At 63.3% G+C, this 26,318-nt stretch carries 25 protein-coding genes and 1 pseudogene; all 26 read left to right on the forward strand.

Annotated features, from left to right (window positions below; genetic code table 11):
* Window positions 1-118: 118 nt before the first annotated feature.
* The 26 genes and pseudogenes from J3476_RS13425 to J3476_RS13545 all read left to right on the forward strand — a co-directional run bounded on the left by J3476_RS13425 (window position 119) and on the right by J3476_RS13545 (window position 26,303).
* Entirely contained in the window at window positions 119-1,486 is a 1,368-nt protein-coding gene (locus J3476_RS13425; protein WP_207066954.1) for a Rieske 2Fe-2S domain-containing protein, read from the forward strand.
* A gap of 64 nt (window positions 1,487-1,550) precedes the next feature.
* Window positions 1,551-2,333, forward strand: a complete 783-nt coding sequence (locus J3476_RS13430) for a glucose 1-dehydrogenase (protein ID WP_207066977.1) — start codon at window positions 1,551-1,553, stop codon at window positions 2,331-2,333.
* A gap of 57 nt (window positions 2,334-2,390) precedes the next feature.
* A pseudogene (locus J3476_RS27950) lies at window positions 2,391-2,777 on the forward strand (alcohol dehydrogenase catalytic domain-containing protein); the annotation flags it as partial.
* Between the two features lie 12 nt (window positions 2,778-2,789).
* Window positions 2,790-3,416, forward strand: a complete 627-nt coding sequence (locus J3476_RS27955) for a zinc-binding dehydrogenase (RefSeq protein WP_286183006.1) — start codon at window positions 2,790-2,792, stop codon at window positions 3,414-3,416.
* Window positions 3,413-4,516, forward strand: a complete 1,104-nt coding sequence (locus J3476_RS13440) for a hypothetical protein (protein WP_286182991.1) — start codon at window positions 3,413-3,415, stop codon at window positions 4,514-4,516. The genes J3476_RS27955 and J3476_RS13440 overlap by 4 nt, the downstream gene beginning before the upstream one ends.
* The gene (locus J3476_RS13445) at window positions 4,513-5,694 is read left to right on the forward strand and encodes an aromatic ring-hydroxylating dioxygenase subunit alpha (RefSeq protein ID WP_207066956.1); all 1,182 of its coding nucleotides are present in this window, start codon (window positions 4,513-4,515) and stop codon (window positions 5,692-5,694) included. The genes J3476_RS13440 and J3476_RS13445 overlap by 4 nt, the downstream gene beginning before the upstream one ends.
* Window positions 5,688-6,185, forward strand: a complete 498-nt coding sequence (locus tag J3476_RS13450; RefSeq protein WP_207066957.1) for an aromatic-ring-hydroxylating dioxygenase subunit beta — start codon at window positions 5,688-5,690, stop codon at window positions 6,183-6,185. Before J3476_RS13445 ends, J3476_RS13450 begins: the two co-directional genes overlap by 7 nt.
* A 28-nt stretch (window positions 6,186-6,213) precedes the next feature.
* A complete protein-coding gene (locus J3476_RS13455) occupies window positions 6,214-6,612 on the forward strand; it encodes an SCP2 sterol-binding domain-containing protein (protein ID WP_067395667.1) in 399 nt (132 codons plus the stop codon).
* A gap of 2 nt (window positions 6,613-6,614) precedes the next feature.
* Window positions 6,615-7,133, forward strand: a complete 519-nt coding sequence (locus J3476_RS13460) for an intradiol ring-cleavage dioxygenase (protein ID WP_207066958.1) — start codon at window positions 6,615-6,617, stop codon at window positions 7,131-7,133.
* Between the two features lie 136 nt (window positions 7,134-7,269).
* Window positions 7,270-8,079: an ABC transporter permease gene (locus J3476_RS13465; RefSeq protein ID WP_207066959.1), complete on the forward strand. Its 810-nt coding sequence runs from the start codon at window positions 7,270-7,272 to the stop codon at window positions 8,077-8,079.
* Window positions 8,076-8,933, forward strand: coding sequence for an ABC transporter permease (locus J3476_RS13470; protein ID WP_014211460.1), 858 nt, complete (start codon window positions 8,076-8,078; stop codon window positions 8,931-8,933). The genes J3476_RS13465 and J3476_RS13470 overlap by 4 nt, the downstream gene beginning before the upstream one ends.
* Before the next feature lie 5 nt (window positions 8,934-8,938).
* Complete coding sequence (locus J3476_RS13475; RefSeq protein ID WP_207066960.1) at window positions 8,939-10,282, forward strand: MCE family protein; 1,344 nt, start codon at window positions 8,939-8,941, stop codon at window positions 10,280-10,282.
* Between the two features lie 58 nt (window positions 10,283-10,340).
* Window positions 10,341-11,369, forward strand: a complete 1,029-nt coding sequence (locus tag J3476_RS13480) for a virulence factor Mce family protein (protein WP_207066961.1) — start codon at window positions 10,341-10,343, stop codon at window positions 11,367-11,369.
* On the forward strand, window positions 11,366-12,694 hold the full coding sequence (locus J3476_RS13485) for an MCE family protein (RefSeq protein ID WP_207066962.1): 1,329 nt from the start codon (window positions 11,366-11,368) through the stop codon (window positions 12,692-12,694). The genes J3476_RS13480 and J3476_RS13485 overlap by 4 nt, the downstream gene beginning before the upstream one ends.
* Window positions 12,691-14,031 carry an MCE family protein gene (locus tag J3476_RS13490; protein ID WP_207066963.1) on the forward strand — a complete coding sequence of 447 codons (1,341 nt, stop codon included), beginning with the start codon at window positions 12,691-12,693 and terminating at the stop codon, window positions 14,029-14,031. Before J3476_RS13485 ends, J3476_RS13490 begins: the two co-directional genes overlap by 4 nt.
* Window positions 14,028-15,167: an MCE family protein gene (locus J3476_RS13495; RefSeq protein WP_286182995.1), complete on the forward strand. Its 1,140-nt coding sequence runs from the start codon at window positions 14,028-14,030 to the stop codon at window positions 15,165-15,167. Before J3476_RS13490 ends, J3476_RS13495 begins: the two co-directional genes overlap by 4 nt.
* Entirely contained in the window at window positions 15,167-16,627 is a 1,461-nt protein-coding gene (locus tag J3476_RS13500; protein ID WP_207066965.1) for an MCE family protein, read from the forward strand. The genes J3476_RS13495 and J3476_RS13500 overlap by 1 nt, the downstream gene beginning before the upstream one ends.
* Window positions 16,624-17,292: an Mce protein gene (locus J3476_RS13505; protein WP_207066966.1), complete on the forward strand. Its 669-nt coding sequence runs from the start codon at window positions 16,624-16,626 to the stop codon at window positions 17,290-17,292. The genes J3476_RS13500 and J3476_RS13505 overlap by 4 nt, the downstream gene beginning before the upstream one ends.
* A gap of 188 nt (window positions 17,293-17,480) precedes the next feature.
* Window positions 17,481-17,948 (forward strand): hypothetical protein, encoded by a 468-nt coding sequence (locus J3476_RS13510; RefSeq protein ID WP_286182996.1) that lies wholly within the window; start codon window positions 17,481-17,483, stop codon window positions 17,946-17,948.
* Between the two features lie 87 nt (window positions 17,949-18,035).
* Complete coding sequence (locus J3476_RS13515) at window positions 18,036-19,160, forward strand: epoxide hydrolase (RefSeq protein WP_207066979.1); 1,125 nt, start codon at window positions 18,036-18,038, stop codon at window positions 19,158-19,160.
* Window positions 19,161-19,295: 135 nt separating this feature from the next.
* A complete protein-coding gene (locus tag J3476_RS13520; RefSeq protein ID WP_286182997.1) occupies window positions 19,296-20,756 on the forward strand; it encodes an aldehyde dehydrogenase family protein in 1,461 nt (486 codons plus the stop codon).
* A gap of 315 nt (window positions 20,757-21,071) precedes the next feature.
* Complete coding sequence (locus J3476_RS13525; protein WP_207066968.1) at window positions 21,072-22,532, forward strand: MFS transporter; 1,461 nt, start codon at window positions 21,072-21,074, stop codon at window positions 22,530-22,532.
* Window positions 22,522-22,950 carry a MarR family winged helix-turn-helix transcriptional regulator gene (locus J3476_RS13530; protein ID WP_207066969.1) on the forward strand — a complete coding sequence of 143 codons (429 nt, stop codon included), beginning with the start codon at window positions 22,522-22,524 and terminating at the stop codon, window positions 22,948-22,950. The genes J3476_RS13525 and J3476_RS13530 overlap by 11 nt, the downstream gene beginning before the upstream one ends.
* 284 nt (window positions 22,951-23,234) lie before the next feature.
* The gene (locus tag J3476_RS13535) at window positions 23,235-24,626 is read left to right on the forward strand and encodes a Rieske 2Fe-2S domain-containing protein (RefSeq protein WP_207066970.1); all 1,392 of its coding nucleotides are present in this window, start codon (window positions 23,235-23,237) and stop codon (window positions 24,624-24,626) included.
* Window positions 24,623-25,165, forward strand: coding sequence for an aromatic-ring-hydroxylating dioxygenase subunit beta (locus J3476_RS13540; protein ID WP_207066971.1), 543 nt, complete (start codon window positions 24,623-24,625; stop codon window positions 25,163-25,165). The genes J3476_RS13535 and J3476_RS13540 overlap by 4 nt, the downstream gene beginning before the upstream one ends.
* 106 nt (window positions 25,166-25,271) lie before the next feature.
* A complete protein-coding gene (locus J3476_RS13545; RefSeq protein WP_207066972.1) occupies window positions 25,272-26,303 on the forward strand; it encodes a 2,3-butanediol dehydrogenase in 1,032 nt (343 codons plus the stop codon).
* The last annotated feature ends 15 nt before the right edge of the window (window positions 26,304-26,318 follow it).

The following is a 26,318-nucleotide window of genomic DNA, read 5'->3' on the forward strand; positions in this document are numbered from 1 at the left end:
CGAGGTGTTACTCGATCACTCGACGTTGCCCATCGACAACCTGTCGGTAGTCCTGTAGGGCCAGCTCCGCTCACCACCTCCGCGTGGATATCGCCGATTCCAGAAAGGGCCCAACCATATGACCACCGAAACAACCGGAACAGCTGACGCGACCGATCCCTACCTGCGGCGCGCGTTGCGGGAGGTAGCGGACGGGCTCAAGGTCGGGCGCTTACCGGCCCGCGTCGTCAGCGATCCCGCGCTACACACGATCGAGATGGAGCGGATCTTCGGGCGCGCCTGGGTGTTTCTCGGACACGAGTCGGAGTTGGCCAAGTCCGGCGACTTCGTCGTGCGGCACATCGGGGCCGATTCGGTGATCGTTTGCCGGGACAACTCCGGCCGCATCCAGGCGCTGTCCAATTCTTGTCGCCACCGTGGTGCGCTCGTGTGCCGGGCGGAGATGGGAAACACCGCGCACTTCCAATGCCCGTACCACGGCTGGGTGTACAGCAACACCGGAGAGCTCGTCGGCGTGCCGGCGATGACGGAGGCCTATCCCGGCGGCTTCGACAAGTCGCAGTGGGGATTACGTCACATCCCCCATGTCGACTCGTACGCCGGATTCATCTTCGGCAGCGTCGATCCGAAGGCGCCGAGCCTGACCGACTACCTCGGCGACACGACGTTCTACCTCGACCTCATTGCGAAGAAGACAGCGGGCGGTCTGGAGGTGATAGGGGCACCGCATCGATGGGTGATGTCAGCGAACTGGAAGACAGCCGCCGACAATTTTGTCGGCGACTCCTACCACACCCTCTTTGCTCACCGCTCGATGGTCGAGCTAGGCATGGCGCCCGGTGACCCAAACTTCGCGAGCGCACCAGCGGAAATCTCGCTGCAGAACGGCCACGGCGTCGGCGTACTCGGCTTTCCGCCCACGCTCGCCGATTTTCCCGAGTACGAGGGATACCCCGACGAAGTCGTCGACCAGATGGCGACGTCCTACCCGTCGCCGGTACACAAGGACCTGATGCGACGCTCATCCTTTATTCACGGCACCGTGTTCCCGAATTTGTCGTTCATCAACGTGACCCTCGCGCAGGACCACATGTCGCCCCCTACCCCCTTCATCACGTTCCGGGTATGGCATCCGCTCTCCCATGATCGGATGGAGATCCTCTCCTGGTTCCTGGTCGAACGCGATGCTCCGGAATGGTTGCGCGATGCGTCCCAGGCGTCCTACGTCAACAACTTCGGCCCAGGTGGGGTTTTCGAACAGGACGACGCCGAGGCATGGAAGGCCATCACCGAATCTGTCCAGGGCCCGTTCGCCGGTGAAGGCCTGCTGAACTACGAAATGGGCATGGACTTGACTCCGCTCACCGACTGGCCAGGGCCGGGAGAGGCCCTCCCGAGCGGGTACGCCGAGCAGAATCAGCGGCGGTTTTGGGGGAGATGGCTGGAATACATGGGTCAGCCTCCCGCATTCGGCGGGCGTGCTTGATGAAGCTTCTGCCCAGGCTGTGCGCGAAGTGCGCCCGTTCACCAATCGGCGCCGCGTGAGTGCCGTGACGGCGGGGGACCGCCGGGTCGCAATTGTCACTGCCGCCGCCGCGGGAATCGGTAAGGCGATCGCCCTGCGGTGGTGCCGCGAAGGTGGGTGCTGTGTCATGGCCGACACCGACGGCGAGGGCCTCGATGCGGCCGTGGCCGAATTGGCCGAGTCCGGCGCGGCGGTTTGCGGCGTCGCCGGCGACGTTTGCCTCAGCGATGTTGCCAACAGTGTCGTCGAACGGGCGCTGACCGAGTTCGGGCGGCTCGACACACTGTTCAACGTCGTCGGCGGGAGCCTGGCTCGCAACGTGGAGGAGATCAGCGAGGAGCAGTGGCGCAGCCAGATCGACATGAACCTCGGCAGTGTCTTTCAGATGTCCAAACCCGTCATCCCACTCCTGCGCCAGGGTGGCGGCGGGTCGATCGTCAACGTCGCGTCGACGGCCGGGATTCTGGCCGAGAACAGGTGCTCCGCCTACAGCGCGAGCAAAGGCGGGGTCGTGCTGCTCACGAAGAACATGGCCCTCGACTTCGCCCGCGACAACATCCGCGTGAACGCGATCGCCCCTGGGGGCACCCGCACGCCGAGGATTGAACGGTTCCTGGCCGAGCACCCCGAACACGCCTCGATGATGGTGGACCTCTGCGCGATGCAGCGTTTCGCAGGACCAGAGGAGATCGCGGCGCCGGCTGTGTTTCTTGCCTCGCCCGAGGCGTCCTACATCACTGGTGCCGTGCTGCCGGTCGACGGAGGCATGACCGCCGGCGTCACTTTCCGGGCGTTCGAGGCGGTATGAGCATGATCCCCAACCGCTGGAATCGTCGCCGGACCCACGAAAGCGCCGCGGGCTGAGATGGAAGCGATCGTTCTTAACGGCAACAACGACGTCGGTCTGACGTCGGTGCCAGACCCGGCGCCGCAGGCCGGTGAGGTCATCATCGAGGTGGCGGCGACAGGGCTGTGTGGAACTGACCTTCACGAGTTTGTTGAGGGGCCCACCTTCTCGCAGCCGCCGGTGGTGCTCGGTCACGAGGTCTCGGGCCGGATCGTGGAGGTCGGAGCGGGCGTCGACCAATCCCGCATCGGGGAGGGCGCCGCGGTGATTCCGATGGATTTCTGCGGGAGCTGCCACTATTGCCACCGGTCGCTCTTTCACTTGTGCCAGCGCCCAGGGTGGATCGGCTTCACCCGAAACGGGGGCTTGGCGAACTACGTCGCAGTGCCCTCTCGGCTCGCGGTCCGAGTGCCGGACGTGGTGGACCTCGAGGTGGCGGCGCTGACCGAGCCGACGGCGGTGGCGTTCCACGCGGTGCGGCGAGCGGAACTGCTCCTTGGCGAAACGGTGATGGTCCTCGGTGCCGGGGCACTCGGGCTCACCGTGATCCAGTGCGCACGCGCGGCCGGAGCTGCGCGAATCTTCGTCACGGAACCAAGCGGCGTGCGGGCCAGCCTGGCGCGCGACCTCGGTGCGACGTTGGTGCTCGATCCGAATGATCCCGGGACCACCGCGCGCATTTTGGAGGAGACCCGCGGTGTAGGGGTGGACGTGGTCTTCCATGTGGCGGGCAGCGCGGAGGCGTTCACACAGGGCCTGGACTGCCTCCGTAAACAGGGCCGTTTCATGGAGATGTCGTCGTGGGCTGGTGCGGCCTCGCTGGATGTCAACCGCCATCTGCTCAAGGAGATTCAGCTCCGGATGGTTTTCGGTTACGACATGTTCGACGATTTCCCGGCTGTTCTCGCCCTGATCGCCGACGGAAAACTCGCGCTCGCGCCGCAGATCACCGCTCGAGTCCCGCTGGACCGCGCTGTCAAGGAGGGATTGGGCGGGCTATTGGAGGGCCGGGAGGGTTTGGTCAAGGTGCTGGTGAAGCCGTGAGTGAGGGAGGCTTGATGGTCGTCGCCGCGACAAGCCGCGGTGTGTTCACCGTGTGCGGCGACGGCAAGGCCCGGGCTTGGCCCGAGTTGCCGGGGCAGGTCATGGCCATGGCTGTTCAGGACGAGCGCGTCGCCGTCGCCGTCCACAAGCACGGCGTGTTTCTGGCCACCGTGGGCGCAGACCACTGGACTGACCTCGGCGATGGCCTCGCGCACCGCGACGTGCGCGCGCTGGCGTTCGATCCGCACACGCCCAACGCGCTCTACGCCGGAACAGAACCAGCGCACTTGCTGCGGTGGCACGACGGGATCTGGGCCGAGTGTGGAAACGTCCTCGGCGTACCCGAAGCGAAAAGGTGGAGCTTCCCCATCCGCCCGGGAATCGCGCATGTCCGTACCATCGCCGTGCACCCACTAGAAGCTGACGTCGTCTACGTCGGCATTGAAGTCGGCTCCCTCCTGGTCACCCGGGACCGGGGACAGACGTGGGAGGAGATCGATGGCCTCGGTCACGACATCCACCGCGTGGTTCTGCACCCGGATGCCCCCGACCGGCTCATCGTCACCACCGGCCAGGACACCAAGCCTTACCGCGGCGGCAAGGGCATTTACCGCAGCACCGACCGAGGATCGAGCTGGGTGCAGTCCAACGACGGACTCGGCGAGCGCAACTACACCGAAGACGCGATCGTGGTGCATCCCGCCGACCCCGACGTGGTGTTCCTCGCCGCGGCCGACGGCATCCCACCGAAGTGGGCCGCAGTGCGCCGGCTGGTGATGGGCGTGCTCAACGGCAATGTCTATTTCCTGTCGCCGTCCAAACTGCGCCGACGCCGCGGCGCCGACGTGGGATTCTTCCGCAGCAACGACGGTGGCGCCTCCTGGGTACGGCTGGATAGCGAGGACGACCGCGGCTTGTTCGACATGGTCTGGGCGCTGGAGGGTGAGCTCACTGATGGCGGCGAGCTGCTGCTGTACCACGGCACCACGGCGGGTGGGCTTTACGTGTCGGAAGACGAGGGCCACACCTGGAAGTGCCTGGCCGACGGCCTGGGCGCGATCACCCACATCGCGACGCCGAAGAAAGGAGCAGCGCAGTGAAGCTTGGACCGACGCTGGAGTTCGACCATGTGCAGCCGGCGATCCGGAAACGGTTCACCTCTGCAGCGGACATTCCCAAGGAGGTGTTCAGCGACCCCGACGTCTACCGGGAAGAGCTCACCCGCATCTTCTATGGCCCCTACTGGCATCCGATCGCGCACCGGGCCGAGCTGGCCGAGCGCAACGCCTTCCGGACGAGATGGCTGGCCGACGTGCCGCTGCTGATGGTGCGGGACGGCGATGACCGCATCCGCGTGTTCGTCAACTCCTGCGCCCATCGGGGAACGCTACTGGAGCAGCGCCGGTGCGGGGTGGCGGAGCGATTCGAGTGTCCGTATCACCGCTGGCTCTTCAACAATGACGGCCGGTTCGCCGGCGCGCCACGCCGCATGCAGTTTCGCCCCGACTTCCGCGAGGAGGACTACGGCCTACGAGAACTGCACGTAGTCGAGTCGTGGGGGTTGATCTTCGTCAGCATGGCCGATGAGCCGCCGCCGTTCGACGATTACCTCGGCGATAGCGCGGCTCCGTTGCGCGACTGCATGGTCGATGACGGGGACTTGACGCTGCTGGGCTACCAGACGGTGGTGTTCCAGAGTAATTGGAAGACCTACATAGACAACGATCCCTATCACGCGCCGCTGCTGCACAGCGCGTTCAAACTACTCAACTGGCAGGGCGGCAGCGGCAACGTGCTGGTCAGCGAGCCCTACGGGCACATGTCGATTCTCTACGATGCGCAACCCTACGTGGACAACGGCTTCCTGGCTGACCCGAGTGTGGTCATGCGGAAGGGGGACGACAGCCGAGCCCGCGTCATCGCGTTACGGCCGGTCACTGGGATCGTGCGTCACGTCGACACGATCAACATCCGGTACGCCCGCCCGCTCGGGGTTGATCGTACCGAGGTGCGATACACGTTCTTCGGCCATGCCAGTGACAGCGAGGACTTCGCACGCCACCGAGTCCGCCAGTCGTCGAATCTGCTGGGGCCGAGCGGCTTCATCAGTATCGAGGACGCCGCCATCTACAACCGCGTGCAGGCGACCGCGCGTGATGGCGGCTATCAGCGCTTTGTCGCCGGCGTCGGCCGACCATTGTCGGAGTCGTCGCAGAACGACGAGGTCGCCAATACCGGCTGGTGGGCGCACTACCAGGAGGTGATGGAGTTTTGTTGACATCGAGCGTCGAAGATCGGCGGGCACGTGCCGCGTACCTGGTGGACGAACTGCTGGGAGCCTACGCCCGCGCAGTCGACGATCAAGACTTCACCGCGTGGCTGGCCCTGTTCGCGCCGGAATGTGCCTACGAGGTGCGCGCGATGGAGAACGTCCGTGAGGGGCTGCCGCTGGCGTACATGATGGACGATTGCCGAGAACGGCTGGCCGACCGCGTGAAGATGATCCAGGAGGTCTGGGCGGGCACGGTCGAACCCTACGACACCCGCCACGTTCAGCAGCGTACGGCGATGCGTGAGCTCGGCGAAGACCGCTGGGAGGTACGGTCCAACGTCCTCGTCACCTACACCGGTGCCTCCGGCGAGCCGGGGATTCTGGTCAGCGGCTACAGCGAAGACGTCGTCGTCCTTGACGATGAAACCGCGCTGTTTCAGCAGAAATTCGTGGTGGTGGACAACACTCCGCCGCGCTATCTGGTGTACCCCGTTTGACTCGTCGACCGAAGGAGTGGATTCGATAATGACTGCCGTTGCGTTGATGTCGCCCGAGTGGGCACGCGCGTACCGCGACCTGTGGAACGACTCGGCCGAGATCCGGCAGGGCGCCAAAGAATTGAGCATGCTGATCGAATGGCGAGTACAGGACGCCAACGACCAGGTCTCACAGTTGGAGATCACCGATGGTGAGGCCGTCTACGGCGGGGTGCAGATCGAAGGGCGAAAGCCTGACTTCGTTCTGACTGCAACCGCGAGCGTCTGGCACCGGGTCGCGGACGGCGAGCTCGGCGTAGCGAACGCCATCGCGACGCGCAAGATCAAATTCGTGGGCCCGGTCAAGGTGGCGATGGCGAACATGGCGGTGCTCGGCGCCGGACTCCGCCTCCTAGGTCAGGTCGACGGACTCGTCTGGGGAGACTGAACATGGCAGCTTCTCCACGGTGGCAGTGCGACCGGGCGGCGGGCGCGTCCGGGGCCATTCAGTTTCACGGGGTGATTACGGATGAAGATGGTCGACCAGTTCCTAACGTCCTGATCGAGACCTGGCACGCCGCGGGGGACGACGACAACGCGGCGACGAAGATCGGACGGCCGCGGTGCGACGGCCGGAACTACACCCGCCCAAAGAGCGTCATCACCGACCAACAGGGTCGATACAGCGTGAAAATGGTGCCGCCTCTAGCACCTGAGCACGGATCAGCACCGTTCATAGCGGTCTCAGTAGAAGCCCGGGGGCATCTCGATCGGCTGATCACCCGCGCCTACCTTCCAGGGTGCCATCTCGCCAAAGATTCCCTGCTGCGCCGTCTGCCCGCCGAGCGGCGGCAAGCCCTTATCGCCACCCGCGACGACATCGGACTTCGTTTCGACATCACGCTGCGGCCAGCAATTTGCGTGACGGCTGAAACCTCTGATGAGTCGCGCCAGGGAGCAGTGACGTGAACGTTTTGGGGCGATACGGCATCGCCGTACCGGCTGTCATGGACGCATTCTGGCGAAGCTGTTGGCGTCGGCGTGGCCGCGGCGACGCCGACTCCGGCCCCGCAGGCGCACCTCAGCACGGTAATGGGGTATTCGAGTGAAACGCTTTTCCCTCCGTAACACCGTCGAAGCCGTCCCGGCAGCGGCCGACGTCAAAGCGCTGAAACCACTCAGCATTATTGGCGGGCTCTACGCGATGACGCTGGACATGCTCGTCGCGATGGTCAAGCCACCGTTCCAATGGCGCGAGTTCCTCTTCCAAACATGGTTCGTGGCGCGGGTTTCTGTGGTTCCCGCGCTGACGTTGTCGATTCCCCTCGTTGTCCTCACGTCATTCACCTTCAACACGTTGCTCATCGAATTCGGCGCCGCCGACTTCTCAGGAACCGGCGCAGCCTTGGGCGCGGTCAACCAGATCGGCCCCTTCGTCACCGTTCTCGTCGTCGCGGGTGCGGGCGCTTCGGCGATGTGCGCCGATCTCGGGTCGCGCACCATCCGCGAGGAAGTCGATGCAATGCGGGTCCTCGGCCTTGACCCGATCCATTCCCTTGTCGTCCCCAGGGTGCTGGCGACGACGACGGTCGCGGTGCTCCTGTCATCTGTCGTGACCGTGACTGGCCTCCTGGGCGCTTTCTTGTTCTCGGTGTACTTCCAGCACGTGACTCCCGGGTCATTCGTTGCCAGTATGACGCTGATCACGGGTCTCAGCGATGTCCTCGTGTCTCTGGTCAAGGCCACGCTGTTCGGTTTCGTGGCGGGTCTGATTGCCTGCTACCAAGGCTTGCGGGTGCAAAAAGGCGCGGCCGGTGTGGGTAACGCGGTCAACGAAACCGTTGTCATTGCGTTCTTGTTGCTGTTCGTCGTGAATGCCATCGTCACTGCGGTCGGGTTCCAGGTCACGAAATGAGCGCCGGCGTTGTCTTTCGGCAGCGGTTTCCAGGCACCGCCCGCTCTTTGAGCCAGTGGAGGGCCAAGTGGAGAGGTCTCGGCGATCAGGCTCACTTCTACGGGCAGTCGGTCGCCTCGATCGTGCAGGCGGTGGGTATTTATCGGGCTGAATTGCTGCGCCAGATCGCCGCGATCGGTCTCGGAGCGGGATCCTTAGCGGTGGTTGGTGGCACCGTGGCGGTCGTTGCCTTCTTGAACTTATCGACCAGCGGCGCCCTCGCAAGTCAGGCCTACAACCAGATGTCTCAAGTCGGCGTGGAAGCGTTGGCGGGCTTCACCTCTGCCTTCGTCAACGTTCGGCTGGTAACCCCGGCCAGCTCCGCCTTCGCGTTCGCCGCGACGATCGGTGCTGGTACCACCGCGCAGCTGGGCGCAATGAAAATCAACGAGGAGGTCGACGCGCTAGCGGTGATGGGCATCCGGCCCATCGCCTATCTGGCCTCCACCCGTTTGCTCGCCGGCATGATCGTGGTCATTCCACTGTATTGCGTGGCCTTGTTGATGTCGTTCTTCTCGGTACGGGTCATCACCACCGCTTTTTACGGGCAGGGACCCGGAGTATTCGACCACTACTTCGACACCTTTCTCAGTCCGCAGGCTGTGTTCTTCTCCTTCGCCGTCACGGTCGCCGAAGTGCTGGTGATCATGTTGATCCACACGTACTACGGACTTAACGCCACCGGGGGGCCCGCGGGCGTGGGCGAGGCGGTCGGGCGCGCGACCCGGACCTCACTGATCGCGTCTCAAATGGTGATTCTGATGGTCACCCTGGCTCTCTACGGCCAGACCGGCAACTTCAACTACGCGGGGTGACGCATATGGCAGACGGTATGGGCGCTCGTCGGATCTCCCCTGAATGGTGGGCGATGTTGCTCGTCGTGGGCATCGTCGCGGCGGTGGTGCTAAGTCTGACCATGTTCAACAGGACGTTCGCCCCAAGCGTGCCGGTGACTCTGACAGCGGACCGCTCCGGTCTGATGCTGGAGCCCAACTCCCGCGTGAAGATGCGCGGGGTGCAGGTCGGCCGCGTCAGTTCTGTCGGCGGCGGAGACTCGACCCGCATCCAGCTGGACATTGACCCTGCCCAGATTCAATACATCCCGGCCAACGTCGAGGCGCGCATCCAATCCATATCGCTGTTCGGGGCGAAGTACGTCGACCTCCTCTACCCACCTAACCCCAGCCCACAGCGGCTGTCGGCGGGAGCGGTGCTGAGATCACAGAATGTCGCCACCGAGGTCAACACCGTGTTTCAAAACGCGGTGCAGCTGATCAAGGCGATCGACCCCTTCAAGCTGAACGCCGTACTCAGCGCGCTCGCCGAGGGCGTGAGAGGACAGGGCGACCGGATCGGTGAAGCGATCACCGCGAGCAACGAGGTCCTGCTGCAGCTGAATCCACGCACAGACACTCTGCGCGAGGACTTCCGCGCGCTCAAAGGTGTCAGCGACACCTACAGCGCCGCGGCAAAGAACATCATCGACACCCTGGCCGCTGCGACCACAACGAGCGCGACAGTCACCAGCCATGCCCAGCAACTCGACGCGCTACTGCTCAACGTCGTGGGGCTATCCCGCAGCGGGATTGACCTCCTTGGCCCCAGCAAAGACAACCTGGTGAAAGCGGTCAACCTACTGGAACCCACGACGAACTTGCTGATGAAGTACAACCCCGAGCTCACCTGCTTGATCGTCGGCGCCAAGACCACCCTCGACACCGGCTATGCCGACATGCTCGGCGGAAACGGCAAGTCTCTCATCATGGACGCTGCGCTTCTGCCGGGATACGACCCGTACCGGTATCCGAAAAACTTGCCCATCAACGCTGCTAAGGGCGGGGAAGGGGGCAAGCCCGGGTGCGGCTCGCTGCCCGACGTCGCCAAAAACTTCCCGGTAAGACAGCTGATCGCCAACACCGGCTTCGGCACCGGATTGGATTGGCGGCCGAATCCCGGCATCGGATTCCCCGGGTACGCCAACTACTTCCCGGTGACTCGGGCGGTCCCCGAACCGCCGAGTATCCGCTACCCGGGCGGCCCGGCGCCCGGTCCCATGCCCTACCCCGGCGCGCCGCCCTACGGCGCACCGCAGTACGGCCCCGACGGAACGCCCCTCTATCCCGGGGTCCCGCCACCGCCGTCACGGGGACCCACACCACCGTGACCGCCCGCCACGCAAATGGTTCGAAACATACCTGCCAACGTTGGAGAGGAGCATCGCCGTGACCAATAAGATGTCGGCCGTCTTGTGGCGCCTCGGCATCTTCGTGCTCGTGTGCGCTCTGGGTGCATTCTCCCTCATCACAGTGTTCGCGCAGCTGCGCTTCGAGCGCGAACAGACTTATGCCGCCGTCTTCACCAACGTCAGCGGACTGAAGAGCGAAGACTTCGTCCGCATCGCCGGTGTGGAGGTCGGCAAGGTCCAAACCATCACCGTCCGCGATGACTCGACGGTGCAGGTCGAGTTCGGGGCCGACGATTCGGTGGTGCTTACCGACGGCAGCCGGGCTGTCATCAAATACGACAATCTGATCGGAGACCGCTACCTGGCGATCGAGGAAGGCACGGGCGGGACCAAGAAACTGCGGCCCGGCGACACAATCCCGTTGAATCGCACCGCGCCGGCACTGGATCTGGACGCCGTGATCGGTGGGTTCCGGCCGCTGTTCCGCGCGCTGGACCCCGCCCAGGTCAACACTCTCACCAGCCAACTCATCGCAGCCTTTCAGGGTCAAGGCGCCACGATCGGTTCCATACTGGCGCAGACCGCAGCGCTGACGAACACGCTGGCCGACCGAGACGAGCTGATCGGGCAAACCATCGTCAACTTGAACGCGGTGCTGGGATCGCTGGGCGAGCACAGCGATCAATTCGGCAAGGCTGTCGACTCGCTGTCGCAGCTAGTGCACGGGCTGCAAACCCGCAAGCAGGACATCAGCAACGGAGTGGCCTACGCCAACGAGGCTGCCCGATCGATCGCCGACCTTCTCGCACAAGCACGACCACCGCTTCAAAAAGTTGTCAACGAGACCGATCGCACCGCGGCTGCTGTGCTTGCAGATCGTGACTATTTCGACAACCTCCTCAAGACTTTGCCTGATGCCTACCGTGTGCTGCTGCGGCAAGGGCTCTACGGCAACTACTTCGCCTTCTACCTGTGCGATCTGCTGTTGAAAGTGAATGGAAAAGGCGGACAACCCGTGTACATCAAGTTGGCCGGACAAAGTAGCGGCAGGTGCACACCCAAATGAAGACTTTCGCCGAGCGCAACTTCGTCGTCATCGGGGCCATCGGTGTCGTGGCCACCGCCGCTCTCGTGCTGGGCGCGCTTAACTACACCAAGCTGCCGTTCGTTTCCTCCGGCAAGACCTATTCGGCGTATTTCGACGAGGCGGGCGGCCTGACAACCGGCGCGCCGGTGCGAGTGTCGGGGGCTCCCGCCGGCCAAGTACAGAGCATCACCCTTGACGCGCAGGGGGTGCTGGTCAAGTTCACGGTGGCCGACGGCATCCGGCTGGGGGACCGCAGCGAGGCGTCGATCAAGACGACCAGTGTGCTGGGCAATAAGGTCCTCGATCTCACCACCCGCGGGGCCGGGACGCTTTCCGGCACGATCCCCGTCGAGCGGACCACCTCGCCGTATCAGCTGCCGGACGCTCTCGGAGACCTTACGACTACCATCAGCGGGCTCGACACCGAGCAGCTGTCCACGTCGCTGACAGTGCTGTCCCAGACCCTCCAAGACACCCCCGACGACTTGCGCCTCGCGGTCGCGGGCGTCGCCCGCTTCTCGGAAACTCTCAACCAGCGCGATGCGCGGCTGCGCGACCTGCTCGCGAACGCCGCCAAGGCGACCACCGTCCTGGGCGAACGCACCAACGACATCGTGCGCCTGATCTCCGACACCAATGCGTTGTTGGCGCAGCTGCGCTCCCAAAGCGCTGCGCTGGACGAGATCTCGACGAACATCTCCGAGCTGAGTCGACAACTCGCCGGGTTCATCGGAGAGAACAAGACGACGCTTCAACCCGCACTCGACAAGCTCAACGGGGTTCTCGCGATCCTCGACAACCGGAAGGTTCAGATCCAAGAGTCGATCAAAGGGCTGGCGGCCTATGCAATGCAGTTCGGCGAGACCGTCGCAGCCGGTCCCTTCTTCAACGCTTACCTCGCCAACCTGCTGCCCGGACAGTTCATTCAACCGTTCGTCGATGCGGCGTTCTCCGATCTCGGTCTGGATCCCAACGTGCTGCTACCTTCCGAGCGCACCGATCCGCAGGTGGGCCAGCCCGGCACCCCGGCGCTGCCGATTCCGTATCCGAGGACCGGCCAGGGTGGCGACCCCAAACTGACGCTGCCCGACGCGATCACCGGAAATCCGGGCGATCCCCGCTACCCGTACCGCGAACCCATACCGGCCCCGCCACCAGGTGGGCCCCCACCGGGTCCGCCAGCACTCCCACCACCCGATCAGCAAGCCCCACCGCCGCCGACTCCAAGCCCCGTCTTCGTGCCGGCGCCCGACGAAGTCGCGCCCGAACCACCAGATTCCTCGATTCCCCAAGGCAGACGATGACGAACTCTCGGACCAAGCTCGGATTGGCAATCGTTTTGGTCAGCCTCATCGTGGGCGGCGCGATCGCGGTGACGCGCGGGTCACAGGAGCTAGATCGTGTTCACGTCGTCGCCTACTTCGACAACAGCAATGGGGTCTTCGTCGGCGATGATGTCCGCATCAGGGGCGTTCGCGTAGGCGGGATCGACGCCATCGAACCGCAGCCCACACAGGTCAAGATCGCCTTCTGGTTCGACGCCAAATACACGGTGCCCGCAGATGCCAAGGCCGTCATCCTGTCGCCGACACTGGTGACCTCCCGCGCCATCCAATTGACTCCCGGTTACACCGGTGGCCCGACGCTGCAGGACAACGCCGTCATCCCCAGGGAGCGCACCGCCGTTCCGGTGGAGTTCGACGAAGTCCGCCAACAGCTCGAACGGCTGACGACACTGCTGCAGCCCACCGAGCCCGGCGGAGTCAGCACGCTGGGCGCCCTGGTCAACACCGCCGCCGACAACTTGCGCGGCCAGGGCCCGGCAATCCGCGACGCCATCATCAAGTTGTCGCAGTCGGTGTCCGCGCTAGCCGATCACAGCCCGGACATCTTCACCAGCGTCAAGAATCTTTCGACACTCGTGTCTGCGCTGCAGGACAGCACCGTCCTGATACGTCAGCTGAATCAGAACCTCGCGTCGGTCACCGGGCTCCTGACCAACAACCCGACCGAAGTCGGGGACGCGGTGAAGAACCTCAATGACGTGGTGGGCGAGCTGACAGCCTTCGTCTCCGCAAACCGCGAGACGATCGGCGCCACGTCGGACAAGTTGACGTCGGTCTCAACGGCACTGACGGCCAGCATCGACGACATCAAACAGCTGCTGCATATCGCGCCGACGACGTTGTCCAACGCCGCCAACCTCTACAAGCCCGCCCAGGGGACGCTCACCGGAGCTCTCAACCTGGCCAACTTCTCGGATCCAATCACTTTTTTGTGCGGCGCAGTGCAGGCCGCCTCGCGACTGAACAGCGAACAGTCGGCGAAGTTATGTGTGCAGTACTTGGCGCCGATCATCAAGAACCGCCAATATAACTTCCCCCCGATCGGGGTGAACCCCTTTGTCCAGGCCAGCGCCCGGCCGAATGAAGTGACGTACAGTGAGGACTGGATGCGGCCGGACTACGTTCCGCCGCAGCCGATATCGCCGCCGGCCTCCGACCCGACGGTGCCGCCGCCGCTTGCCGGGCCAGCGCTGCCAGCTGAAGCCCCGGTGCCGGTTTCTGGCCCGTCGGGTCAGCCCACCGATCCGGCCGCCGGGCTGCCCGGCATGATGATTCCACCCGGGGGCGGCTCATGACGGGGAAGCGCTGCGTTCGTGCCGCCGCGGTGATCGTGATCGCGCTGACCGTCGCCGCGCTGCCGGGATGCGGCTTTCGCGGTCTGAACTCCTTTCGGCTGCCCGGGACGCAAGGCCACGGGCAGGGCTCCTACACGATTCAGGCCGAAATGCCCGACGTGGAAAACCTTCAGCCGAACTCGCGTGTCCGAGTGGGTGACGTCAATGTGGGTACGGTCACGAAGATCGAGCGTCGAGGCTGGCATGCGCTGCTCACACTCGCACTCAACGGCGACGTCGACCTTCCCGCCAACTCGACCGTGTCGCTGGGTCAAACCAGCCTGCTGGGCTCACTGCACATCGAGTTGGCGCCCCCCACCGATGTTCGCCCGGCGGGAAAACTTCGGGCCGGTTCGCTGATTCCGTTGTCCTCGGCTGGGGCCTACCCGTCCACCGAACAGACCTTGGCGTCGGTATCCCTCCTGCTCAACGGTGGCGGAGTGGGGCAGGTACAGGACATCACCACAGCACTCACGTCCGCGTTGGGAGGCCGTGAAAACGAATTCCGCAGCCTGCTCACACAGCTGGACACCTTCACCGCCAACGTCAACGGTCAAATCGGCGACATCATCGCGGCCACTGACAGCCTCAACAATTTGGTCGCCCAGTTCGCCGCACAAAAACCAGTCATCGACAAGGCGCTGGAAACGATTCCCGACGCGCTGGCGGTGATTAACGCCGAACGAGACCAGCTCGTGGAGGCGGTCGACCAGCTCGGCAAATTCGGCGCACTGGCCGCCGACACAGTCAACCAGTCGCAAGAGTCTTTGATCCAGATCTTGAACGACCTGGGACCCGTGCTGGAATCACTGGCGAACGCCGGTCCCGCGTTGACCCGGTCACTGAACCTGTTCACCACGATTCCGTTCGTGAAAGACAACCTGACCAAGTGGTGGCGGGGTGATTACGCCAACATCACCACCATCGTGGACTTGACATTGAGTCGCATCGACGCGGCGCTATTCACCGGTACCCGGTTCGAAGGCAAGCTCACCGAACTGGAATTGCAGTGGGGCCGCACGATCGGGCAACTGCCCAGCCCTTACACCGCGCGAAATCCGCTGATCGTCCCCTACCGGTTGGATCAAGGACCGTAATGTACCTGAGTAGACGAGTCCGGTTGCAGCTGGCCGTGTTTGGAGCGGTGACACTGTTGGCCGGTGGAAGCATGGCCTTCTATTACCTTCGGCTGCCGAGCCTGCTTTTCGGTGTCGGCCGCTATCAGGTCACCATGAAGCTTCAGGACGCAGCAAGCCTGTACGACAACGCCAATGTGACCTACCGGGGCACGACGGTGGGCCGGGTCACAGACGTCCGCCTCAGTGACACCGGAGTCGACGCGGTGCTGTCGCTGCAGTCAGACATCAAGATTCCGGCCGACCTCGACGCTCACGTGGGCAGCCAGACCGCGGTCGGCGAGTTGTTCGTCGACCTCGTCCCGCGAAGCGGTGACGGTGCGCCGCTGGAAAACGGCGACGTGATATCGGCCGACCGCACCTCGGTCCCTCCCGACATCAATGCACTGCTGCGGGGTGTCAACGCCGGTGTTCAGGCGATCCCGCGTGACAACCTCAAAACGGTGATCGACGAGTCCTACACGGCTTTCGGTGGCCTGGGGCCCGAGCTTTCCCGGCTGACCCGGGGTGCCACCACGCTCGCGATCGATGCGCGCAACAACCTGCCTGCACTGACCACCCTCATCGACGAGTCCAAGCCCCTTCTGGATACCCAGACCGAAACCTCCGACTCCATCCAGACCTGGGCGGCCAATCTCGCTCAAATCACCAATCAGTTGCAGCTACAGGATGAATCGGTGCAGGGCCTACTGGTCAACGGACCCCCCGCCGCTGACCAGGTACGTCAGCTGTTTGACCGCGTACGGCCCACCCTGCCCATCCTGCTGGCCAATCTGGTCAGCCTCGGGCAAGTGGCACTGACCTATCAACCCAATCTCGAGCAGATCCTCGCCCTGTATCCGATTGAGATCGCCGGTCTCCAGGGTGCCGCACTCGCCAACCGAAACACCAAACAGGACGTCAAAGGTGTGTTCTTGTCCTTCAACCTGAACCTCAATGTGCCCCCGCCGTGCAGAACGGGATACCTACCTGCCCAACAACAACGCGCACCGTCTGAAGTGGATTATCCACCGAAGCCCGCCGGTGACTTCTACTGCCGGATACCGCAGGAGTCCGGCCTCACGAACGTCCGCGGGGCCCGCAACCTGCCCTGTGTGACTCGGCCGGGGAAGCGTGCGCCGACGGTGAAGATGTGCGAGAGCGACGAGAACTACGTACCGCTCAATGAGGGCACCAACTGGAAAGGCGATCCGAACGCGACGCTGTCCGGTCAGGCGGTTCCGCAGCCGCCGCCAGGAACGCCACCGCCCACCCCTGTGCCGGCGACCGCCCCGATTGCGGTCGCCGAGTATGACCCGAGCACCGGCAGCTACATCGGACCTGATGGAAAACAGTACCGGCAAGCGGATTTGGGCCAGAATGCTGCCGGGCAGCACACCTGGCAGGACATGCTGCTTCCGCCAAAGGACGGTGATCCGTGACCATCCACACCGCCGACGACCCCGCGGGCGACGATCCCACACCGTGCTCGCCTGCCCCTGATGACACCCTCGATGTCGGCACCGACAAGGGCGCTGGCGGTGCGGGCGCCGACAGCGAGGAGGACACCGAAGTCGTCGACGGCAAACACCAGCGGGACACCGCGCCCCCCTCGCGAACCCCGATGCCGCCGCAGCGACTAGCGCTTGTGATGGGATTGGTAGCAGCCGTGACGATGGCCGCACTGACCAGTTGGCTCGGCTTCCAGACCCACCAAGCGCATCAGGCCGCCGAACAACGTCAGCTATTCGTGCAGGTCGGACGGCAAGGCGCACTGAATCTAACCACGATCGACTGGCAGCACGCCGACGTCGATGTAAAGCGCGTTCTCGACTCGGCTACCGGCACGTTCTACGACGAGTTCTCCCAGCGGTCACAACCATTCATCGACGTGGTCAATAAGGTGAAGTCCAAATCGGTGGGCACCATTACCGAGGCCGGCTTGGAATCGCATTCCCGTGACACGGCCCAGGTGCTGGTCGCGGTCAGCGTGAAGACCACGGTCGGCGATGGGCCAGAACAGGAACCCCGGTCATGGCGAATGCGCGTCACGGTGCAGAAAGTCGGCAACGATGCGAAGGTCGCCGACGTGGAGTTCGTGGTATGAGGAATTCACCAGCGAAACTCGAGCCCGATGACGGCGACGCCGCCCACTCCGCCGGAGCCGACGACCAACCACCAACACCCGGGAAAGCATCGAACAGCGCGTCGGGATGTGAGTCCGGCGTCGCGCCAGAATGCCAGGACCCTGTCGAGGTCGACCCGACAGACGATCGTCGCGGCACCTTCGTGCGGATGCTCGCATTCTGGCTCTTGCCCTTTATCGCGTTGTTGCTCGCGCTGGGCGCGGCCTACTTCAAGTATCAAGAAGGGACCGCCGGTGACGAGGATCGCGCCCGCGTTGAAACCGTACAGGTCGCCACCGAAGCGACGGTCGCGATGCTGTCCTACACGCCTGAAACGGCAGCCGAGAAACTGAAGGCTGCGCGGGATCGACTGACAGGACCATTTCGCGGTTCATATACATCGTTGACTGAGGATGTCGTCATTCCTGGGGCACAGCAGCAGCGAATCTCGGCCACCGCCAGGGTGTCAGCCGCCGCCTCCGTCTCCGTAAGCAAGAACCGTGCCATCGTCATGGTGTTTGTCGACCAAACCACCACCGTGGGCAATGACGCGCCGACAGACACCGACTCCGTCGTTCAGGTCAGCCTCGACAAAGTCGGATCCCGCTGGTTGATATCGGGTTTCGAGCCGAAATGAGCACCATCCAAACTTCAAGGTCGGCTGGTGGCCCCCGAGTCCGCCAATAGCAGCGTGTGAGGAGTGACCTTGAGTGCCGTGCGCGCAGTGAGACCATTTAGCATCCACGTCGCCGATGACGTTCTCGACGATCTACGAACGCGTCTTTCGCGGACCCGTTGGCCCGAAGCCGAATGTGTACCGGACTGGACCCAGGGCATCCCACTCGGGTACACCCGCGAACTGGCCGCCTATTGGGCCGACGGATACGACTGGCGGTCCCGTGAAGCCGCCCTCAACCGATTCGATCAGTTCGTCGTCGAAATCGACGGCGTGGACATCCATTTCATTCACCAGCGATCTCCGCACCAAGAGGCTTTTCCGCTGGTGATCACCCACGGCTGGCCTGGCTCGATCGTGGAGTTTCGCAACGTGATCGAGCCGCTGACCAATCCGACTGCCCACGGGGGACGGGCCGAGGACGCCTTCCACGTGGTGTGCCCGGCGCTTCCGGGCTACGGCTTCTCCGGCAAGCCCACCCACTCCGGGTGGGGTGTTGAAAGAATCGCGCAGGCCTGGGAGGCGCTCATGCTGCGCCTTGGCTACCAGCGCTACGGCGCCCAAGGCGGCGACTGGGGCGCAGCGATCACCACACAAATGGGCCGCAACCGCGGCCACTGCGCCGCCATCCATCTGAATATGCCGATCGCTTACCCTCCCGCGGGTGGCATCACCGATCCGACCGAGGAAGAACAGCTGGCCCTGGCCGCCCTGACGACTTATCAGCGTTGGGAGACAGGCTATTCCGAGCAGCAGTCCACCCGGCCTCAGACCGTCGGCTACGGACTGGCCGATTCGCCGGTCGGCCAGATGGCGTGGATCGTCGAGAAATTCGCAGCGTGGATGGACTGCGACGGCCATCCCGAGAACGTGCTCAGCCGCGATGAGCTCCTCGACAACGTCATGATGTACTGGGCTACCAATAGTGGCTCCTCCTCGGCCCGGTTGTACTGGGAGAGCTTCAAGACCCTGGACGCGACAACTCGTGTGGAATTGCCCACTGGTATTGCTGCCTTTCCCAAGGAGGTCCTGCGCGCACCGCGAAGTTGGTGCGAACCGATCTACAACATCACCCATTGGACGACCATGCCGCGCGGCGGGCACTTCGCCGCTTTGGAACAACCGGGACTCTTCGTCGACGACATCCGCGCATTCTTCGAATCCGTGCGGTGATACGGCCAGCCGACAGGCAACGAAGCTTTGGGAGCACGCTTTCGATGAGCTAAACTTTCTGTATTGCGGAGATATTATCTGCTAGCAAGAGGATGCCCGCTGACAATCACGTGTCAACTATCAAGGAGGCGATGAGTGGTCGACGACGCACGCAGTGCAGTCATGAGAACGTGGACGCTCCCGCTAGGTGTCGCAACTTTGCAGGGCCACAGCGTCTACGACGTGGAGGATCCGTGTACCGGAGACGTGCTGACCCAGGTGCCCGACTGCAGCAGTGAGGATGTCGACAGGGTGGTGGCGACTGCACATGCCGCTCAACGCGATTGGGCGCTGCGGACGCCTCGCCAGCGCGGCACCGCGCTGCGGGCTTTGGCGACACTCATGCGCGATCACTCTGAAGAACTCGCGCTGCTCGACGCAATTGACGGCGGCTTTCCACTGCCTGCGATGCGCGACGACGTCACGTGGGCGGCCGACGTGCTCGAGCTGATGGCAGACGCCGCGCTCAACCTCAGCGGACGCACTATCCCGCTCTCGGCGAACCTGCACTACACGCTGCAGCAACCCTACGGCGTGGTCGCCCGAATCGTGCCCTTCAATCATCCTGTTTTCTTCGCGGGATCCAAGATCGCCGCTCCGCTGATGGCGGGGAACGCTGTGGTGCTCAAAGCTCCCGATCAAACACCGTTGTCGGCCATCCGGCTCGCCGAGCTCGCCAGGGAGGTCCTGCCCGAAGGCCTATTCGGGGTGGTAACCGGGCACGGGGCAACTGCCGGCGCCGCGTTGGTTGCCCATCCACTAGTCCGGCGAATCGGCTTCATCGGCTCCCCGGGCACGGGCCGACATATCCAGCGCTTGGCGGCCGAGCACGGCGTCAAATACGTCACGCTGGAACTCGGCGGCAAGAACCCGATGATCGTCATGCCCGACGCCGACCTCGAGGCGGCTGCCAAAAGCGCCGTGGTAGGGATGAACTTCACCACCACCGCGGGCCAATCATGCGGATCAACAAGCAGACTGCTGCTGCACGAAGCGATCGCTGACGAGGTGATTGATCTGGTCGTCGATCAGGTCGCTGCCATCAAGGTAGGCGACCCGCTCGTTGACGGCACGGACATGGGACCCGTCATCGACCAAGCGCAATACTCAAAGTCGTTGCGGGCCATCGAGTCAGGACGGGCGGGCGGCGCCAGCGTACTTACCGGTGGAGGACGCGCGCAGGGTGTTGGTAGCAAAGGCTGGTATGTCGCCCCGACCGTATTGGCTGGAGTGGCACCACAAGCCGATGTCGCCCGCGACGAGATCTTCGGGCCCGTTCTTTCGGTGCTGACCGTCCGTGACGAAGCCGAGGCTGTCGAAGTTGCCAACAGCGTCGAGTTCGGGTTGACCGCCGCGGTGTGGACCAACGACGTAAGCCAAGCCCACCGCATGGCTGCGGGACTTGATGCCGGCTACGTCTGGATAAACGGCAGTGCACGCCACTACTGGGGGTTGCCCTTCGGCGGTCGGAAATCGTCAGGTGTTGGATCCGAAGAGTCCACGGAGGAACTGCTGTCCTACACCCAAGTCAAGGCAGTAACCGTCACCTTGGACTGAACTGCGTCGATGCGCCGGAAGGCGTCGACAGCGGACGGTGACCTTTCTCGCAGTCGAAATCCTGTGGGAGAACTGCTATTTGACGTAGGGCGTCAGTCGGCCGTGCATCGGCGCCCCAGACGATAAGCGACCGATTAGAAAATCGACTCGGGACACGGCATCGCGCCGTTGCGGGTATGTGACACGCGGCTGTTTCCCCCGGAACCCCTCCGATGCCCGCGGCGGCGGCTATGTCCGGCGTCGGGTCGGGCAGCACGCAATCGACTGGTACACGCCGACTTGCGCTAGCATCAGTTGTAGTTTCAAAATAGTTGTGTGAATGAAACTGTTGTCGAACGACTGAGCCGCCGGCACAAGGCCTTCGTCCTGGCGTCCTGCTGCCTGAGCGTGCTCATTGTGTCGATCGACGTGACCATCGCCAACGTTGCAATCCCGAGCATCCGCGCCGACCTTTCGGCGTCGCCTTCGCAAATGCAGTGGGTCATTGACATCTACACCTTGATGGTGGCCTCGCTATTGCTGCTCTCGGGTGCCATGGCCGACCGATTCGGTCGGCGGCGTACGTTGCAGATCGGGTTGACAATCTTTGCGTCGGCCTCCCTACTGTGCAGCGTGGCTCCCAACGTCGAAACGCTGATCGGCGCCCGCTTCCTGCAGGCGATCGGCGGTTCGATGCTCACTCCTGCTGGGTTGTCGATCGTCACGCAGGTGTTCACCGGCAGAGTGGAGCGCGCGCGCGTCATCGGCATATGGGGGGGCGTCGTAGGCATCTCGATGGCCTTGGGTCCGATCATGGGCGGAATACTTCTCGAGTATGTTGACTGGCGAGCAGTGTTCTGGATCAACGTGCCGATCTGCGCGCTTGCGGTGCTGTTGACCGCGATCTTCGTTCCCGAATCCAAGTCGGTCACCATGCGCCACGTCGACCTGATCGGCTTGGTCCTGGGCATGGCCTTCCTGTTCGGACTGGTGTTCGTGCTCATCGAAGGGCCAGGGATGGGCTGGACCGACACCCGCGTCGTCGTTAGCTGTTGCCTCGCAGCGCTGGCCTTCGCGACATTCCTGCGCTACGAGTCACGCCGCCTCGACCCGTTCGTCGAGCTCCGATTCTTCCGCAGCATCCCGTTTGCTTCGGCGACGGCCATCGCGGTGTGCGCATTCGCTGCATGGGGCGCGTTCCTGTTCATGATGTCAATCTATTTGCAAGGGGAGCGCGGGCTTTCAGCGGTGAATACCGGGCTGATGTTTCTGCCCGTGGCCGTCGGCGCATTCATCTTCTCGCCCTTGTCTGGCCGGCTGGTGGGGCGATTTGGTGCCAGACCGTCGCTGATGATCGCCGGCGCATTGATCGTCGCCGCGACTCTCATGTTCGCGCAGATGAGCGACGCTACCCCGCAATGGCGAATGCTGGTCGCCTTTGCGGTTTTCGGCGTCGGTACTTCGATGGTGAACGCACCGGTCACAACCGCGGCCGTCAGCGGTATGCCGACCGACCGCGCCGGTGCGGCGGCGGCTATCACATCCACGAGCCGACAGGTGGGCGTCGCCGTCGGTGTGGCCATATGTGGCCCGGTCGCTGGTGCGGCATTGGGCGACACCAACGTCGATTTCGCGGTCTCCGCCCAGCCCCTATGGCTAGTGTTCGCTGGAGTTGGTGTGCTGATCTTCACGCTCGGTGTCTACTCGACGTCGAAGCGCGCGCTGCGCTCAGCAGAGCATCTGGCGCCGCTGATCGCAGGAACCGATTCGCGACGGGAGGTTGCCGATGTCGCGTAATCCGGAAGCGGACGAGGTCTGGCGCGCGATGACCGCACTGGTCACCGACAACCGCGACAGTTGGAGGCGAGCGACCGTCGACCAGACGGGCCTACCTTTCAGTCGCATCCGGATCCTGCTCCGGCTGGCCCGCGGGTCGATGACCGTCAAAGAGGTCGCGCACGCCGTGACCATCGATGCCCCGGCGGCCACGGTGGCCGTCAACGATCTGGAGGACCGCGGCCTAGTCATGCGTCAGACTATTCCCACCAACCGGCGGTGTAAAGTGGTATCACTGACCGACGCTGGCTGGTCGATGGTGGCCACCATCAATGCGGTCGACGACCCGGCTCCCGAAGCGCTTGCGGCACTTGAGGGTAGTGAACTGAGGGCGCTGCGCGATGCGATAGCAAGAGTCAGCGCCGCCGCCAAACACTGAATGAAAGCCGCGGCCGGATCGCTCAACGAACGACTCTCAGTCCGGCCTAGCGAACCTGCAACTTGCCAGGGTCGCTGTGGGGTACTGCAGAAGTCGGGTCAGATGGCGGGATTGGTGGACCAAGGGCCGCGACTGTCGAGAAGAACTCTGTTCGGTTGGAGTCCTGGGTGGCAGACGTCGGTCTGCGAGGGGATGCCGGCTGACACCGCCGTTACCGCGGTGGCCTAAATAATAGCTTGCAAACAGTTGTCATCCTATGTAAGCTTCCGTGTGGTGTAGCCCACATGAGTGCTCACGTTCTACGGGCACAAATCGATAGGAAGGTGCGCCCGGTGGATTCGATGGTGCCTGATGCGACGACAATGCGAACATTAGAGAATGCGCGCGGCTCCATCCTGAAGGGTCGCCTCCCTGCGTCTCTCATCGCTAATGCAGCGCTTTACGAGCTTGAATTGAGGCGAGTATTTGGTAGGACCTGGCAGTTTCTCTGCCACGAAGACGAGATCCCCAATGCGGGTGACTATGTAGTGCGCTACATCGCTGATAACTCAATTATTGTCGCGCGGCAGCAGGATATGACGATTCGGGCGATGTCGAACTCGTGTCGGCACCGCGGCACGCTGCTTTGCCGAACCGAGTCTGGGAATGAGTCGGCGTTCCAGTGTCCGTACCACGGTTGGACCTATCGAAACAACGGTGATCTCATCGCGATACCTGCGCAGCAGGCAGTGTACGGTGCTGCGTTCGACAAGAGTCGGCTAGGGTTGCGCGCTCTGCCGATGCTGGACTCGTACGCGGGCCTTGTCTTCGGGTGTGTGTCGGATGAGGCGCCGGGACTGGATGAGTACCTCGGGGACATGCGCTGGTATCTCGACTTGATGATGAAGAAGAGCCCGGCCGGCCTTGAGGCGTGGGGTGCCCCGCAGCGTTGGGTGATTGACGCGAACTGGAAGACCGGCGCCGACAACTTTGTTGGGGACGGCTATCACACGGTCATGACGCACCGTTCGATGTGTGAGCTGGGGTTGTTACCGCCCGATAATGTGGCCGTTTCGCCGGCCCACGTCAGCCTATCGGGCGGGCACGGGGCGGGCGTTCTAGGCGCACCACCCGGCATACCCGCACCGCCGTACATGGGCTATCCGGAGGAAGTCGTCTCCGGTCTCAGCGAGGGTTACGGCGATGACGTCCATGGCGAGATGCTGAAACGGACGATGTTCATTCATGGCAATGTGTTCCCGAACTTGTCCTTCTTGAACGCCTTCATCGCCAAGGACGGGGAGTCTATGCCCGTGCCCATTCTGACCTTGCGGCAATGGCGTCCCTTGGACGCAGCGCGTATGGAGGTGTGGTCGTGGTTCTTCGTGGAGCGCAACGCGCCCGAAGAGTTCAAGCAGCAGTCGTTTGAGACTTATGTTCGGACGTTCGGGGTCGGGGGTGTCTTCGAGCAGGATGACGCCGAGATATTCCAGGCTATTACCAAGGGAACACGCGGCGAGTTGGCTGGTGGTGTGGAGCTGAACCTGGAGATGGGACTGGACAATCTGGCTCCTGATCCAACGTGGCTGGGCCCGGGACGACCGTTGGCCAGTGGCTACGCCGAACAGAATCAGCGCGAGTACTGGAAGCAGTACTTCGACTATCTGGCCACACCGAGAAGGGATGAGAACGTATGACGACAACGGTGCCGCAGGATCCACCTAAGGCTGCGAGGGTTTCGCGCGACGTGCGCGAGGAAATCGAAGACTTCCTTTTCGACGAGGCCGATCTGTTGGATCGCGATGAGTTCGAAGAGTGGCTGGAATTGCTGGCACCGAATGTGCACTATTTCGCGCGCGTCCGTCAGACGCTTCGCAGAGCAGGTGGCCCGGGGTTCTCTGAGCGCTCTATGCACCTGAGTGATAACTACACGAGTCTGAAGATGCGTATTCAGCGGCACCGAACGTCGTCGGATTGGGCTGAGGATCCTCCGTCGCGGATCCGGCACTACATCACCAATGTCAGGGTCAGGTCTGGTGAGGACGGCGATGAGTACCGTGTGACGTCGAATGCGTTGCTGGTGCGCACGCGCGCGGACGAGCCTAAGGCGGAGACAGTCGCTGCCGAGCGCCGAGACATTATTCGTCGCGACGAGACGGGTTTGAAACTGGTCCAGCGCGAGATCCTGCTGGATCACACCACATTGCCCACGCACAACCTGTCATTCTGGATCTAAGGTGCCGGTGAGCTTGACATCATTACGGCGGCGCCTCCGCCGAAACTCCGGCCCACGAACGTTGTGGCCGAGCGAATTTGGGTCTGTCCTTAAGGTAGGCCGGTAGGTGCGCGCAGCTATTTATCACGGCCGCGAAGACGTGCGGATTGAAGAGCTTCCCGACCCGAGTCCACGTGCGGGCGAAGTGGTCATCGAGGTGGCCCGAGCGGGGATCTGCGGCACAGACCTGCATGAGTACATCGCCGGTCCGATGCATGCTGCGCCAGGGGTCGTCATGGGACACGAATATTCCGGGACGGTGGTCGGCGTCGGGTCCGGCGTGCGCGAGTTCACCGAAGGTGACCGAGTCTGCGGCGTCGGCGTTTTCGGCTGCGGTGAATGCGGCTTCTGCAAACAGGGGGCTGAAGCACTCTGCGGAGCAGTCGGTTTCATCGGCTTCGCTGTCAACGGAGCACTTGCCCGCTACGCGTCGTTGCCGACGAAGGCGTTGTTTCGCATCCCGGATGAGATCAGTCTCGCCGAGGCTGCCGTCGTTGAACCGATCGCGTCGGCGTACCACGCTGTCCGCCGTAGCGGGTTGGCAGCGGGTGGGACCGTCTTCATCGCCGGCGCTGGCCCGATCGGCCTTGCCCTGGTGCAGTTCTCACTTGCCGAAGGTGCGACTCAGGTCATCGTCAGTGAGGTTTCGGCGACGCGCCGCGTTGCCGCTCACCGGGTCGGGGCTACGCGCGTAATCGATCCTCTGGCGGAGGATGCAGTTGAGGTGGTTCGGATGTTGACGAACGGAAACGGCGTCGATGTCTCCTTCGACGCTGCGGGCGTACAACCCGCGCTTGATGCGGCGTTGGGCGTGCTGCGCCCCCGCGGTCGATTGATGGTCGTGGCGATTTGGGAGGCTCCGGCTGGTATCGACATCAATCGAAGCATCATGCGCGAAGCAGATATTGGCTTCTCATTTTGTTACGAAGCGCAAAGGCAGGTCCCGGCGATTCTTGACTTACTAGCTACGGGGGCGATCAGCCTCGGTGAACTCATCACCGACGAGATCCCGTTGGATGCCGTGATCAGTCAGGGCTTCGAGGAATTGCGCATCAACCGCGATGCACACCTAAAGATACTGATCGACCCATCGGCATAGCTGCGACCGGTATCG

Origin of the sequence: Mycobacterium sp. PO1 (genome assembly GCF_017312405.1) — a bacterium.
Taxonomy (GTDB): domain Bacteria; phylum Actinomycetota; class Actinomycetes; order Mycobacteriales; family Mycobacteriaceae; genus Mycobacterium.